The organism is Rhizobium leguminosarum (genome assembly GCF_019798305.1).
Classification (GTDB): Bacteria; Pseudomonadota; Alphaproteobacteria; order Rhizobiales; family Rhizobiaceae; genus Rhizobium; species Rhizobium leguminosarum_U.
In genome coordinates this window covers 71,113-84,504 of record NZ_JAAXDD010000016.1, presented here as the reverse complement: position 1 = coordinate 84,504, position 13,392 = coordinate 71,113, and the positions used below count along the sequence as shown (strand labels likewise).

General features: G+C 60.9%; 14 protein-coding genes. 7 read left to right on the top strand and 7 right to left on the bottom strand.

Annotation, left to right across the window (positions count from 1 at the left end; translation table 11 throughout):
* Entirely contained in the window at positions 1–579 is a 579-nt protein-coding gene (petA, locus tag HFO99_RS26375) for a ubiquinol-cytochrome c reductase iron-sulfur subunit (RefSeq protein ID WP_026154254.1), read from the bottom strand.
* A 282-nt stretch (positions 580–861) separates the two neighbouring features.
* Between petA and HFO99_RS26370 the strand changes: the two genes are divergently transcribed.
* A complete protein-coding gene (locus HFO99_RS26370) occupies positions 862–1,794 on the top strand; it encodes an endonuclease/exonuclease/phosphatase family protein (RefSeq protein WP_222246824.1) in 933 nt (310 codons plus the stop codon).
* On the opposite strand, the gene HFO99_RS26365 is transcribed toward HFO99_RS26370, so the two are convergent.
* Positions 1,750–3,663, bottom strand: a complete 1,914-nt coding sequence (locus HFO99_RS26365; RefSeq protein ID WP_222364574.1) for an ABC transporter ATP-binding protein — start codon at positions 3,661–3,663, stop codon at positions 1,750–1,752. The two genes, HFO99_RS26370 and HFO99_RS26365, sit on opposite strands and share 45 nt — an antisense overlap.
* 161 nt (positions 3,664–3,824) lie before the next feature.
* On the opposite strand from HFO99_RS26365, the gene HFO99_RS26360 reads away from it, so the two are divergent.
* A complete protein-coding gene (locus tag HFO99_RS26360; RefSeq protein WP_130662010.1) occupies positions 3,825–4,055 on the top strand; it encodes a ribbon-helix-helix protein, CopG family in 231 nt (76 codons plus the stop codon).
* 102 nt (positions 4,056–4,157) lie between these two features.
* On the opposite strand, the gene HFO99_RS26355 is transcribed toward HFO99_RS26360, so the two are convergent.
* Positions 4,158–6,014 carry an ABC transporter ATP-binding protein gene (locus HFO99_RS26355; protein WP_064247823.1) on the bottom strand — a complete coding sequence of 619 codons (1,857 nt, stop codon included), beginning with the start codon at positions 6,012–6,014 and terminating at the stop codon, positions 4,158–4,160.
* A 386-nt stretch (positions 6,015–6,400) separates the two neighbouring features.
* Between HFO99_RS26355 and HFO99_RS26350 the strand changes: the two genes are divergently transcribed.
* A complete protein-coding gene (locus HFO99_RS26350) occupies positions 6,401–6,862 on the top strand; it encodes a tRNA (cytidine(34)-2'-O)-methyltransferase (protein ID WP_222246821.1) in 462 nt (153 codons plus the stop codon).
* A 216-nt stretch (positions 6,863–7,078) separates the two neighbouring features.
* Positions 7,079–8,725, top strand: a complete 1,647-nt coding sequence (locus HFO99_RS26345) for a Na/Pi cotransporter family protein (protein WP_222364573.1) — start codon at positions 7,079–7,081, stop codon at positions 8,723–8,725.
* A gap of 3 nt (positions 8,726–8,728) precedes the next feature.
* On the opposite strand, the gene HFO99_RS26340 is transcribed toward HFO99_RS26345, so the two are convergent.
* Entirely contained in the window at positions 8,729–8,989 is a 261-nt protein-coding gene (locus HFO99_RS26340) for a hypothetical protein (protein ID WP_003541775.1), read from the bottom strand.
* A 177-nt stretch (positions 8,990–9,166) separates the two neighbouring features.
* Here HFO99_RS26340 and hemF point away from each other — a divergent pair, with 177 nt between their 5' ends.
* The 3 genes from hemF (at position 9,167) to HFO99_RS26325 (ending at position 10,751) form a co-directional block, all read left to right on the top strand.
* Complete coding sequence (hemF, locus tag HFO99_RS26335; RefSeq protein WP_222364571.1) at positions 9,167–10,078, top strand: oxygen-dependent coproporphyrinogen oxidase; 912 nt, start codon at positions 9,167–9,169, stop codon at positions 10,076–10,078.
* Between the two features lie 103 nt (positions 10,079–10,181).
* Positions 10,182–10,451, top strand: coding sequence for a hypothetical protein (locus HFO99_RS26330; RefSeq protein WP_222364570.1), 270 nt, complete (start codon positions 10,182–10,184; stop codon positions 10,449–10,451).
* A gap of 114 nt (positions 10,452–10,565) precedes the next feature.
* Positions 10,566–10,751, top strand: a complete 186-nt coding sequence (locus tag HFO99_RS26325; protein WP_003565542.1) for a DUF1059 domain-containing protein — start codon at positions 10,566–10,568, stop codon at positions 10,749–10,751.
* On the opposite strand, the gene HFO99_RS26320 is transcribed toward HFO99_RS26325, so the two are convergent.
* The 3 genes from HFO99_RS26320 to HFO99_RS26310 are packed head-to-tail and all read right to left on the bottom strand — an operon-like array spanning position 10,752 to position 13,272.
* Positions 10,752–12,005, bottom strand: coding sequence for a CCA tRNA nucleotidyltransferase (locus tag HFO99_RS26320; RefSeq protein WP_222364569.1), 1,254 nt, complete (start codon positions 12,003–12,005; stop codon positions 10,752–10,754). It abuts the gene before it with no gap.
* Positions 12,002–12,652, bottom strand: coding sequence for a CoA pyrophosphatase (locus HFO99_RS26315; protein WP_222310510.1), 651 nt, complete (start codon positions 12,650–12,652; stop codon positions 12,002–12,004). Before HFO99_RS26315 ends, HFO99_RS26320 begins: the two co-directional genes overlap by 4 nt.
* Positions 12,649–13,272 (bottom strand): DUF1285 domain-containing protein, encoded by a 624-nt coding sequence (locus HFO99_RS26310; protein WP_222310511.1) that lies wholly within the window; start codon positions 13,270–13,272, stop codon positions 12,649–12,651. Before HFO99_RS26310 ends, HFO99_RS26315 begins: the two co-directional genes overlap by 4 nt.
* Between the last annotated feature and the right edge of the window lie 120 nt (positions 13,273–13,392).

Sequence of the window (13,392 nt, the reverse complement as noted above, 5' to 3'; positions counted from 1 at the left end):
TCAACCGATCTTGATCTTGGTATCGGACAAAAATGAAAAGGTCGGAATCGCCAGGTTCTGCGGCGCCGGGCCTTTGCGGATGCGGCCGGCCGTGTCGTAGACCGAGCCATGGCAGGGACAGAACCAACCATTGTATTCGCCGGCCTGGCCGAGAGGCACGCAGCCGAGATGCGTGCAGGTGCCGATCATAACGATCCAGTTTTCCTTGCCCTTGCCGCCCGAACGGTCAACACCCGTTGCCTGAGCGTCCACAGGAAGATTTGCATTGCGCGCGATCGGGTCCTTCAGATCACCAAGCTGGACGGCGTTTGCCGCTTCCACTTCCTCAGGCGTGCGATTGCGGATGAAGATCGGCTTGCCGCGCCATTTGACCGTCAGTGACATGCCAGGCTCAAGGCTGGCAACGTCGACTTCGATGGAGGCGAGAGCGAGCGTCGAAGCGTCAGGACGCATCTGATCGATGAATGGCCAAGCGACTGCAACGGCGCCGACGGCGCCTGCCATACCGGTGGTGAGATAAAGGAAATCACGGCGAGTGGGTTCGCCCATGCCCTCGCTTGTCGTTTCGTGTTCGCTCACGGCTAACATCCTCTGCGCAATTTTCGCGGAATTCCGCCCTGCCCCCTCTACCGGCGAATCTCTGGACACAATTCGGCCATAGATTCCCCGGCAATCCGGCGCGTTCTATGCTTGATCGCAAATTATGTCCAGCCTTGGCAAGGGGATGAGGGCACAATGTCGCGGGAAATTTCGGATGAATTTTTTAAGGCAAACACGCGCTTGCCATTATGTTGCATTGCAACAAAAACGGCCTCGTGATAGGCGCAGTCGCAGCCACGCCAGCGAGCCGGACCGGAGCGGATGAGAGACACGATTTTTTGCGTATTCAGCGTCCTCACAACCCTCGTTCTCGCCATCGTCTCTCTGCGATACCTTGCCGATTTCTATCTGCTGTCGTTCTTTTACAGCTTCCAGGTCCATCTGGCAGTGGCCGGCGTGGTGGCCTCGGTCGCAGCCCTTCTCGTCAAGCGGCATTGGTATGCGCTGCTGACCCTCGCGGTATCGGTGGTCCTTGCCGTCCACGGCGTCGTGATGATGCGCGAGTTCATCGAACCATCAGTCGAGGAGAGCCGCCCGGCCCTGTTCAGGCTGATGTCCTTCAATATCGAGAACGATAATTTCGCAAACGGCCCTGACATCGCCGACATGGTCATCGCCTCGGGCGCCGATGTCGTCAACATCCTGGAGGCCGAACCGCTGCTGTCGGAACTGCCGCGGTTGTTGAAGGCCTATCCCTATTATATCGGATGCGGCGTCGGCATGGAGCAATGCGATACGCTGGTCTTGTCGAAACGCCCGCTGATCGAATCCCACATCCGCAATCTCGGCCTGCTCTGGCGCAATCGGCTGACGATCTCGACGATCGATTTCGACGGCCAGAAGGTCAATTTCCTCGCCGCGCACCTGACCAAACCTTATTACGATGAGTTCCACGGCCTCGAAATCTGGGATCTCGCGGAGATCATCCCTACCCTTTCGGGACCGCTCGTTCTTGCCGGCGATTTCAATACGTCGATCCTGGCGCCCGACGTGCAGTATCTCATGCGCACTCAAAGCTTGGGCACGGCATCGCTGGAGCCCGCGACATGGCCGATCCGGGCTGGCGCCTTCGGTATTCCGATCGATCACGTCTTTACCCGGGCGCCGCTGCGGCTGAAATCGGTGCGCCGCATCGAGAACGGCTTCGGATCAAATCATTTTGGCCTCATGGCGGAATTTGTCATCGATCCTTGAACCCGTGTCCTCATCCGTAGCGAGGAAGCCGCCGGACTGGCGCGCCCAAAGTTCGGCATAGAGCCCGCCGCGGCGAAGCAGTTCGTCATGGCTGCCTTCTTCAATGATCCGGCCGAGATCAACGACGATCAGCCGGTCGAGCGCGGCAATCGTCGATAGCCGATGGGCGATCGCAAGCACCGTCTTGCCTTCCATGATTCGATGGAGATTGGACTGGATCGCTTCCTCCACTTCCGAATCGAGCGCCGACGTCGCTTCGTCGAGAACGAGGATTGGGGCGTCTTTCAGCATGACGCGGGCAATGGCGATGCGCTGCCGCTGCCCGCCCGACAGTTTGACACCGCGTTCGCCGACATGCGCATCGAAACCTCTGCGGCCCTGCTGATCCTGCAGGCGGGCGATGAAGTCGATGGCTTCGGCGCGCCTGGCTGCCTCGACCAACCCCTCCTCGCCGGCATCCGGCCGTCCGAACAGGATATTGTCCCGCACGGAACGATGCAGCAGCGAGGTGTCCTGGCTGACGACGCCGATCTGCATCCTGAGAGATTCCTGCGTCACGGCTGCAATATCCTGGCCGTCGATCAGAATGCGGCCATCCTGAATATCATAAAGGCGCAGCAGCAGGTTCACCAGCGTTGATTTCCCCGCGCCCGAACGACCGACGATCCCGACCTTCTCGCCGGGCCGGATGGTCAGGGAGAAGTTCTCGACGACCGGCTGCTGACCCCTGCCGTAGTGGAAGGTAACATTGTCGAAGCGGATACCGGGTTGCCGGATCACCAGGTTTTTGGCTTCCGGCCGATCGACGAGCCCCAGAGGCTGGGAGATCAGATCGGCGGCGTTCTGGATGGTGCCCAGATTGCGCATGATGCCGTTGAACTGCGTCATCAGCCGCCCAAGTAGGAAATTCAGCCTGAGCACCAGCGCCAGCGAAAACGCCACGGCGCCGGAGCTCACCAGGCCGCGCAGCCAGAGATCGACGCTCAGCCCGGCCATCGTCACGATCATCAGGCCGGAGAGCAGCGCCATGGAGGCCCTAACGCCGGTGATGAACCGCGTGAAGCGCAGCACCGTATCCTGATAGATATCGAAGCCCTGCCGCATGTAGCGGTCGCTCTCCTCATCGCGCGCAAACAGCTTCAGCGTCTGCATGTTGCTGTAGGAGTCGACCATCCTGCCGTTCAGCATCGATCCGGCTTCCGCCGTTTCGCGGGAATGATGGCGGATGCGCGGAACGAAGTGGCGCGCAAGCAGGCTGAAGGCGCCAAGCCAGAACAGCACGACGGCGGCAAGGGAAAAGTCCAGCCGGGCGACGAGCACGAGCGTCGTTGCGGCATAGATGCCGACGAACCAGACGCTTTCCATCAACGAGGTGACGAGATCGCCGGTTGCCTGCCCCGCCGACCACACCTTGGTGACGATGCGCCCGGAGAAATCGCTCTGGAAGAACGACAATGACTGCCTGGAGACGTGAAGATAGGATTGCCAGCGAGCGAGATTGTAGAAGCCCGGCGTGATCACCTGCTGGTCGACGAGCGCGATCAGGAAGGCGACGACGAAGCGTACGAGCCCGATAAGGGCGAGCATGCCGAACAATTCGCCGCCGTGGGCGGCGAGAAGACCGTTCCAACCGGCACCCGGCGTGATGCTCCCGAGGATATCGACCAAGCGTCCGACGAACCAGAACAGTGCAGCCTCGATTGCCGCCGATGTCCCACCGAGAACGAGCATGGCGATAAACGGAATCCTCGCCTGGCCGATATAGAACCAGATGAATCCGAGCGTCGAGCGCGGCGGCTGCAGATTGGCGCGTGGGCGGAACGGGTCGATCCAGGTTTCGAACCGGCGGAGGATAGGCTTCAGCAACATAGAAGCGATATAGGCGGATTAGCCGACCCGGCAAAGAGAATGAAAGCGGACAGAATGTTATATTTTGGTAATTATCGATAACATCGGCGGCATCGGCATTGATTGCCCCTCAACCGGTCACAATCTGACGTTACGATCGCGCTTCACCGGAGACAACGTCCATGGAAACGAAAATGCTCGATGCGCATATTCCGCTTCCGCTTGCAGAGAGGCTGGATGCCCTGGCCATCGACCTGGCGCTGCCGCGCGATGAAATCGTCACCGAGGCCATCACCGCCTGGATCGACCAGGAGGAGCGCCGCCGCATCACAGCGCTGCGCACGATCGCCGCCGCCAACACCATCGTCCTCATCGAACATCACCGCGCGATTGATTGGGCCGACAGCCTTTGAACGGCTAAGAAGCAACCGCGGTCTTCAGCAACCGTCCAGTAAGCTCATAGCCATCCTAATAATTTAAAAGGCCCTCCCCGCTTCCGTGGGGAGGGCCTCATTTCATTCCGCCGCTACTTCCGCCTCCTCGGCATGATCGGAGAGGAAGCCGCCGGACTGGCGGTTCCAGAGGTCGGCATAGATGCCGCCTCCCGCGATCAGTTCGCTGTGCGAACCGGCCTCGATGATCCGGCCCTTGTCGAGCACGATCAGCCGGTCCATCTCCGTCAGGGTCGAAAGCCGGTGGGCGATCGCGATCACCGTCTTGCCCTCCATCAGGGCGAAGAGGTTTTCCTGGATCGCCGCCTCGACTTCCGAATCGAGCGCCGAGGTCGCCTCGTCGAGCACCAGGATCGGAGCGTCCTTGAGGAAGACGCGGGCGATCGCGATGCGCTGCCGCTGGCCGCCGGAGAGCTTGACGCCGCGTTCGCCGACCTGCGCATCCAGCCCTTCGCGGCCCTGCAAGTCGACGAGACCCTCGATGAACTCCCAGGCATTCGCGCGTTTGGCGGCCTCGATCACCTCGGCGTCCGTTGCATCGGGGCGACCATAGGCGATGTTGTCGCGGATCGAGCGATGCAGCAGCGAGGTGTCCTGCGTCACCACGCCGATCAGCGAGCGCAGGCTTTCCTGCGAGACGCCGGCGATGTCCTGCCCGTCGATGGTGATGCGGCCGGCCTCCAAATCATAGAAGCGCAGCAGCAGGTTCATCAGCGTCGTCTTGCCGGCGCCAGAGCGGCCGACCAGGCCGACCTTCTCACCCGCCTTGATGTCGAGCGAAAGGTTGTCGATGACGCCCTTGCTCTTGCCGTAGTGAAAGCGGATGCGGTCATAGTGGATCGCACCCTTCTTCGCCGTCAGGGTGGGTGCGCCCGGCTTGTCGACGATGTCGTGCTGCTTGCTCATCATCTCCATGCCGTCATAGACCGTGCCGATATTCTCGAACAGTGCCGAGACTTCCCACATGATCCATTGCGACATGCCGTTGACACGCATGGCAAGACCGATGGCGATGGCGATGGCGCCGACCGAGATCGCTCCATTTAGCCAGAACCAGATCGACAGGCCCGAGATGACGAAGAGCGCGATGCAGTTGTTCATATAGACGCTGATATGGAAGAGCGTCACCTTGCGCATCTGCTTGTGCACGGTTTGCAGGAACTCGTCCATGCCCTGCTTCGCGTAAACCTCCTCGCGCCCCGCATGCGAAAACAGCTTGACGGTCGCGATATTAGTATAGCTGTCGACCACGCGTCCCGTCATCATCGAGCGTGCATCCGCCTGCGCCGCCGCGATCTTGCGAAGCCGCGGCACGAAATAGGCGACGATGCTGATATAGACTGCGAGCCAGACGAGGATCGGGATCATCAGCCGCCAGTCGGCCGCCGCAATCACGATGATCATCGTCAGGAAGTAGGTGACGACATAGACGAAGACGTCGAGGATCTTCATCACCGTTTCACGCACCGCAAGCGACGTCTGCATCACCTTGGTCGCGACACGCCCGGCAAACTCGTTGGCAAAGAACGACATGCTGTGGCGCAGCAGGAAGCGGTGCATCTGCCAGCGTGCGATCATCGGATAATTGCCGAGCATCATCTGATGCATAATGAGAGAATCGAGTCCGGCGGTCAGCGGCAGGCCGACCAGCACCAGCGCCGCCATCCAGAACAGCTTGTGGCCTTCTCTCTCCAGGAAGGTGGCACGGTCGGCATTGGTCAGCCAGTCGACGATGTCGCCGAGGAACTGGAACAGCGCCACTTCGCCGATCGCGATCAGCGCGGTCAGCACGGCCATCAGGCCGAGCCAGGGCGCGGCCGGTTTGCTGTAGTGCCAGCAGAAGGCAAAAAGACCCTTCGGCGGGACGACGGGGTCCTCGCTTGGAAAGGGATTGAGTCGCTGTTCGAACCAGCCAAACATGAAATTGCTCCGAAACGTCAGCGTTCCGGCTCCCGGCTTCGCGCCATCCCAGCGCTATGCAAGCACATATGGGAACCGAACGTTCAAGGGGCGAGGCTGAGACAGCCGCACAAGGGATCAAAAAGGGAAATTCAGGGAAGAAACCCGCACTATCGGCGGAAAATCGCACTGCTTGGCATCACGGCCGGGAGGCGCACATACAGCAAAATATTCATTCTGGCGCTCCTTGCTGGCGATTGAAGATATGCACCGATAACGCGAAAACGAGGAATTTTCCAGCCCTGTTCTGCCAAAAATTTCATCTTTTCGGGCCCAAACGCGCCATGTTGCTTCGAAATCACAGTTGCATTAGGCCTTTGGCGGTGAAAGCGGGAAGATGGCGCATTATGACTTCACTCAGACTGGCACTCTATCAGCCGGATATAGCAGGCAATACAGGCACGATCCTGCGCCTTGCCGCCTGCGTTGGTTTCGCGGTCGATCTGATCGAGCCCGCCGGCTTCGACATCTCCGACCGCAACCTGAAACGGGCTGGCATGGATTATATCGCCGCCGCCGCACTCACCCGCCATGTCAGTTGGGACCGCTTCGAGGCGTGGCGTCTGACCACCGGCCGCCGCCTGATCCTCGCCTCGACCAAGGCGGCGGAGCGCTACACCGATCTTGCCTTTCGGCCGGACGATATCCTGCTCTTCGGTCGCGAAAGCGCTGGCGTGCCGGATCAGGTCCATGAAGCAGCCGATGCGCGCGTGCTGATCCCGATGGTCGAAGGCCAGCGCTCGATCAACGTCGCCGTGTCGGCCGCGATGATCGTCGGCGAGGCTATGCGCCAAACCGTCTGGGCCTGACGGACACCGGCGCTGGCGGAGCAAAAGCCCGCGGAATTGCCGATCCGCTCCAGAATATGTCGCAAAATAGCGTTGTCTATCTGTCAAACCGGCGTATATTTATTAGCCGGGCAATCAAAAATTCAGTATTGGCCTTCATAATTCCAATAAGTTGGAATGGCCATGCGAGGAAAATCGCATTTCTCCACATCTGTGAAAGAAGAATAAAACAACAAAATGGACTCTACAATCATCATGATCAACCTGTTCGGCGCCGTGGCTCTGCTGCTGTTCGGCCTCGCGCAGGTGAAGGATGGCGTGTCCAGGGCTTTCGGCGCCCGCCTGAGAACAGGTCTGGCAACCGGCACACGCGGCAGCCTTCGTTCTTTCCTGTCGGGCCTCGTCGCAACCATCGCGCTGCAGAGCTCGACGGCAACGGCATTGATGACGGCCTCCTTCGTCGAGCGTGACCTGATCAAGCCGCGCATGGCGCAGATCGTCCTGCTCGGCGCTAATGTCGGTACCGCGATCACCGCCTGGATCGTGGCAACGGGCATCGAATGGCTCTCTCCTCTCCTGATTCTTGCCGGCATCGTGCTTTACCGCGGCCGTTCAAGCACCATCCAGGGCGGCGGTACGGCACTGATCGGCATCGGGCTGATGCTGTTGTCGCTGCACCTCCTTGGCCTTGCGACGGAACCGATGCGCGCCTCTCCCGCCCTTGCCGCCTTCATCGGCCTGCTGGACGGCGCCCTGCCCGTGGCGATGATCATCTCGGCAGCACTTGCCTTCGCGTCCTCGTCGAGCCTTGCGGTGGTGGTGCTCATCCTGTCGCTCGCCTCGGCCGGCGTGGTCTCCGCCGAACTCGTCATCGTGCTCGTGCTCGGCGCCAATCTCGGCGGCGCAATACCGCCTGTCGTCGCGACATTGTCCGGCCCGGTTTCGGCTCGGCGCGTCACCCTCGGCAATCTCGCCGTCCGCACGCTCGGCTGCCTTATCGCCCTGCCGCTGGCAGGATATGGCGCGGAACTCATCCAAATGCTGCCTTTCGGCCCTGCCAAGCTGCCGGTCGATGCGCATCTTGCCTTCAACCTTCTGCTGGCGGCGCTGGCCTGGCCATTCTCCCGGCCGCTCGCCGCCCTGATGGCCCGGCTGGTACCGGATCAGGCCGAGCCTGACAGCGCCCCGAAATATCTGGATGCGCAGGAGCTTTCAACGCCGGTCGTTGCCCTTGCCAGCGCCACCCGCGAAGTGCTCGGCGTCGGCGACTTGATCGAGCGCATGCTGATCCGGGTGTCCGAAGCCTTCGAGCACGGTGATCCCTCCAAACTTGCCGAGATTCCCGCCCTCGAAGAGCGCGTCGACCGGCTGCAGCAGGCGGTGAAGGTCTATCTCTCGAAGCTCGGCCGCGAGGGTCTCAGCGACGAGAACGCCCGCCGCTCGATCGTGGTCATCGATTATGCGATCAACCTCGAACATATGGGCGATATCATCGAGAAGGGCTTGCTGGAGCAGGTCGCGAAGAAGATCTCCCTTGGCCTGAAATTTTCCGAGGACGGTCATCAGGAACTGCGCAAGCTGTTCGACCTGACGATCGACAATCTGCGCGTCGCCCAGACGATCTTCGTCACCCGCGATTTCAATCTCGCGCGTCAGATGATGGAGGTAAAGGTCGAGGTGCGCCGGATGGAAAAACAGTCTGCCGAGCGCCACCTCGAACGCCTGCGTGACGGCCGTGCCGACAGCCTGCAGACGAGTTCGCTGCATCTCGACATGCTGCGCGACCTGAAGCGCCTCAACGCCCACATCGTCTCGGTGGCGCATCCGATCATGGATGAAAGCGGCCTGCTGATCGAAAGCCGCGTGCGGGCGACCGCAAAGTGACGGTCAGTCGGCCGAAGGCAGGCGGCGCATGGTGAATTCGATCTGGTCGCCGTCGAGCTGACGCCAACTCTCTACCTCGGTCCAATAGGCGGCTTTCGGATATTCGTCGAACCATTCGCGCGCCTTGGCCCGTGCGTCCATGAGGCCGAGGCAATAAGTCTCACGCACGAAATGGTCTTTCTTGCTCGGGGGATTTTCCGCCCGATGTCTCGCTATCCTGCGCTTCAGGCCGTCGAAGGACGGAGGCCCTGGAACTTTTTTCATCAAACCTACCTCCTCGGAAAAGGTAATATCGAAATTCTTGATTTGCGAGTCGAATCTTGGAGGCGCTCGGCAGCGCTGCCTCGGCTTGGCGAGATGCAGCACCAACTGCTAATCATGGCGTGCAATCAAGAATGAGCGAGTCGCCTCCAAAGGAGATGTCGATCGCCGGAGGCGCAAATGGAACGACCTGAACTGCCGATCGGCTTGCCCGGCGACATCGAAGAGAAGAAGGCTGCCGCCCGCAATTGGTTCGAGGGATTGCGCGATACGATCTGCGCCTCCTTCGAGGCCCTCGAGGATGAGCTGGAAGGGCCGCTTTCCGACCAGGAGCCTGGCCGCTTCGTCGCCAAGGACTGGTCACGCGAAAACGGCGCCGGCGGCGGTGGCCGGATGTCGATGATGGAAGGCCGCGTCTTCGAGAAGGTCGGCGTCCACACCTCCACCGTCCACGGCGAGTTCTCTCCGGATTTCCGTGGCCAGATACCTGGCGCCAAGGACGATCCGCGTTTCTGGGCCTCGGGCATTTCCCTGATCGCTCATCCCGTCAACCCCAATGTTCCGGCGGTGCATATGAACACCCGCATGGTCGTTACATCAAGCCGCTGGTTCGGCGGCGGCGCCGATCTGACGCCGGTGCTGTCGCGCCGCCGCACGCAGGAGGACGAAGACAGCCAACTCTTCCACAAGGCCATGGAGATCGCCTGCCGCAATCATGCCGTCGCCGACTACGATGCCTACAAGACCTGGTGCGACGAATATTTCTTCCTGAAACACCGCAACGAGGCCCGTGGCATCGGCGGCATCTTCTACGACTGGCTGCATTCGAGCGAGGAAGCCGGCGGTTGGGATGCCGATTTCGCCTTCACGCGCGATGTCGGCCGGGCCTTCTCCATGGTCTATCCAAAGATCGTCCGCTCCAACTTCAATAAATTGTGGACGGAGGCCGACCGCGACGAACAATTGATCCGCCGGGGCCGCTACGTCGAATTTAATCTGCTGTATGATCGCGGCACGATATTCGGCCTGAAGACCGGCGGCAACGTTGAATCCATTCTCTCATCGTTGCCCCCCGTCGTCCGCTGGCCATGAAACTGTGAGATCTCGTCGATAAATTCGAGGTGATAGACCTTCACGAAAACTCAGTGCGTCCTAACTTTATGTGTATGTGCGTAACAATCGGAGGAGGATTGTCATGACGATACAAGGTGGCTCGCCTGCGTCCACGGATGTCCAGGAAACATCCCGCGCGATCGACACGCCTGAGTTTTTAACGCGCATCGCGGAGAAACTGCGGGCCAAGAGCGGCTCGGATCTGCCGCTGTCCTGCTTCATCGAGCAGGTCAAGCTGCAACTGGCCAGCGGAAAGTCGCCGGAACAGCTGCAGAATGAAGCAGCGGCCGCTAACAGCAACATGCCCCGCCACCTCTTGGATACCTACAAAGCCTGGGCGATGCCCGACTGACTTTGCCTTTGCTGGCCGGCATGTCGATGCCGGCCGGAACCTTCCCTCCCCCCGCACATTCATAAATCGCGTAAGATCGCGATCGTCGTTGTGTTTCGAACAGAGGAGAAGATCATGCGACTTTTCGAATGCGGCACTCTCGTTCCGGGCTGCGCCTGGCATACACGGGCGGATAGCGACGCCGAGGTGGTCCGCCGTGCCGTTGAGCACCTGAAAAATGCTCACGGCGAAACCACAATCCGCGAAAACATGGTGGATAATATCAAGGCTCGCATCCGCGACGAGGTGAACGCAGCCTGATTATTGCACGCGCTCCTGCAGCCGGGCGAGCAGCGCCGCCCGGTCGGAAACGAAATTTTCCTCCACCCACTGGTTTTCCAGGCCGGCAAGCAGCTCGCCGACACGCGGGCCGGACGCGATTCCCGCCGAAATCACATCGCCGCCGTTCAACGGAAACTGCGGTTTCTTCCAGTGCATTGCCTTGTCCAGCAGCTTGGTGAGCCGCGCCGACCGCGCCATTTCGTCGAAATCGCTTTCAGCTTTGCCGCGCGCCACCGCAAGCGCCAGCTTCAGCCGCGTCGTGATGCCGTCGGCGCCGTTGCGGTAAAGCAGCCGTTCGAAGGCGGCCGACGACATGTCGTCATCAACAGGCGCTGCCATTGCCCAGGCCTTGAGAGTGGCCGCCTCTGCATTTGAGAGCTTGAGCCGGGCTGCAAGAACCTCCATGCGCTCAGCATCCGGCGGCACGATCGCCGCAAGGCGCAGCAGCGGATCGGGCGTCCAGCCGAGCGCCTTTTCGGTGGTAATCAGCGAAGGGATCGCATCGATCCCCCATCGTTCCGACTCCGGCAGGATTTCCGTCAGCACCGCCACCTGCCGCATCCAGAGCAGCGCCCGGCCGGGATCGTCGGCGCCAAGCAGCTTTCGCAGTTCAGACCAGACGCGTTCTGCCGAAAGCGTCGTCAGTTTCGAACGCGCGAGGGAACACGCCTTCAGCCCCTCGGGATCCGGCCGCCCGGAACCGTAATAGGCAAAGAAGCGGAAGAAACGCAGGATGCGCAAATGATCCTCGAAAATACGCCTTGCGGCATCGCCGATGAAGCGGATGTTGCGCGTCTCAATGTCGGCAAGTCCGCCAACGAGATCCACCACCTCGCCTTTTGCATCGGCATAAAGCGCGTTGATCGTCAGATCCCGCCGTTCGGCGTCTGCCTTCCAGTCGGTGCTGAAGGCGACCTTGGCATGCCGTCCGTCGGTCTCGACGTCGGTGCGAAGGGTCGTCACCTCGAAGGGCTTGCCGTCGATGACGAGCGTCACCGTGCCGTGCTCCAGGCCGGTTGGGACCGCCTTGATGCCGGCCGCCGCCGCCCGCTCGATCACCGCCTCCGGTCTGAGTGTCGTAGCGATGTCGACATCATTGACCGGCAGGCCCATCAGGCTGTTGCGCACCGCACCGCCAACCACCCGCCCTTCCCCGCCATCGGCGTTGAGAAGCGCCAAGATCCGGCCGAGGGCGGGGTCGCGAAACCATGCTTGGTCGGCGATGCCGGTCATGCATAAAGCCTTTCATAAAGCGTGCGGACGATGCCGGCGGTGATGCCCCAGATCATTCTGGTTTCATAGGGCACGCGGTAGAAATGCCGGTCGATGCCGTCGATGACACGTCTGTCCCGGGTGTGATTGGCAGGATCCATCAGGAAGGAAAGCGGCACCTCGAACACGTCGTCCACCTCGGTCGGGTTCAGCGTCAGCGCAAAGCCCGGCGCGACGACGCCGAGCACCGGCGTGATGCGGAAGCCCGTCGAGGCAAGGTAATTCGGCAGCCGTCCGACGGTTTCGACGAAGGAGCCGGCCAGGCCGATCTCCTCCTCCGTCTCGCGGATCGCTGCCATTTCAGGCGAGATATCGGCGGGATCGATCGAGCCGCCGGGAAAGGCGATCTGTCCGGAATGTTTGCGCAACGTCGTCGTGCGCTTGGTGAAGATCACATGCGCCTCCTCGCCGTCGTCGACGACGGGCACGAGCACGGCGGCGTCGCGCAGCTTGAAGGTCTCGACCTCGGCCACGATATCGGGATTGAGGATGTGGTCCCCGTGATCGCGCCAGGCACGGTCGACCGGCCCGCCATTCTGGTTGAGCGCGCGGCGGCGGAATTCGGCTGCGGAAAACAGCGGGTAGCGGTGGGTGATCGCATCATTCATCGGCAAAGCGCATCCAGTTCGTCGGCCGGCATGATCGGGAAGACTTCGCCGGCGGAGCGGATCGCAAACATCGCCTGCCCCTCCACCTTGAAAGTCTCGCCGAGCGCGACCAGTTCATACATCACCGCACGCGACACCAGCGCCTCCAGCCGCCCGCGCACATGCAGATAGGGTTTCAATTCGGCATTCTCGCCCGCAATTGCAAAGCGCAGCCGATGCTCTCCTCCCGCCTCCACGACATCGCCGACATTGGTACGAAAAGTCAGCACCTGTTGGCCTTGCCCCTCCGCCACGCTCATCTCCACGGCGATGAAAGGCGCGTCGACGACCCTTATACCGACCTTTTCCACAGGAGTTACGAGATAGGTCTTCTGGTCGTCATCTTTCCTCAAAACCGTCGAGAACAGCCGCACCAGCGCCGGTCGGCCGATCGGCGTGCCCATGTAGAACCAGGTGCCGTCCGCCCGGATTTCCATGTCGATATCGCCGCAGAAAGGCGGATTCCACCGCTCGACCGGCGGTAATCCTCGTTTTTTGCCGGCATTTTCCTCAGACGCGCGCGAAAGCAGTGCGGCCAGTCCCGCCGCATCCGCCTGTCCGCTGATTTCCTCGGCTGCCATTCTTCCGTCCCGGTTTGTCCTTAACGAAGTAAAGTCACGAGATAGTCATTCGCAACGAACTTGTCAGCCCGTCACATCTCCATAACTCTATCGGGTATGAGGCACATGTATAAGTCCGCC

Bases quoted from the DNA above. Each gene is read 5' to 3' on its own strand.
- HFO99_RS26370 (WP_222246824.1), top strand. From the start codon at position 862: ATGAGAGACACGATTTTTTGCGTATTCAGCGTCCTCACAACCCTCGTT.
- HFO99_RS26365 (WP_222364574.1), bottom strand. From the start codon at position 3,663: ATGTTGCTGAAGCCTATCCTCCGCCGGTTCGAAACCTGGATCGACCCG.
- HFO99_RS26360 (WP_130662010.1), top strand. From the start codon at position 3,825: ATGGAAACGAAAATGCTCGATGCGCATATTCCGCTTCCGCTTGCAGAG.
- HFO99_RS26355 (WP_064247823.1), bottom strand. From the start codon at position 6,014: ATGTTTGGCTGGTTCGAACAGCGACTCAATCCCTTTCCAAGCGAGGAC.
- HFO99_RS26350 (WP_222246821.1), top strand. From the start codon at position 6,401: ATGACTTCACTCAGACTGGCACTCTATCAGCCGGATATAGCAGGCAAT.
- HFO99_RS26345 (WP_222364573.1), top strand. From the start codon at position 7,079: ATGGACTCTACAATCATCATGATCAACCTGTTCGGCGCCGTGGCTCTG.
- HFO99_RS26340 (WP_003541775.1), bottom strand. From the start codon at position 8,989: ATGAAAAAAGTTCCAGGGCCTCCGTCCTTCGACGGCCTGAAGCGCAGG.
- hemF (WP_222364571.1), top strand. From the start codon at position 9,167: ATGGAACGACCTGAACTGCCGATCGGCTTGCCCGGCGACATCGAAGAG.
- HFO99_RS26330 (WP_222364570.1), top strand. From the start codon at position 10,182: ATGACGATACAAGGTGGCTCGCCTGCGTCCACGGATGTCCAGGAAACA.
- HFO99_RS26325 (WP_003565542.1), top strand. From the start codon at position 10,566: ATGCGACTTTTCGAATGCGGCACTCTCGTTCCGGGCTGCGCCTGGCAT.
- HFO99_RS26320 (WP_222364569.1), bottom strand. From the start codon at position 12,005: ATGACCGGCATCGCCGACCAAGCATGGTTTCGCGACCCCGCCCTCGGC.
- HFO99_RS26315 (WP_222310510.1), bottom strand. From the start codon at position 12,652: ATGAATGATGCGATCACCCACCGCTACCCGCTGTTTTCCGCAGCCGAA.
- HFO99_RS26310 (WP_222310511.1), bottom strand. From the start codon at position 13,272: ATGGCAGCCGAGGAAATCAGCGGACAGGCGGATGCGGCGGGACTGGCC.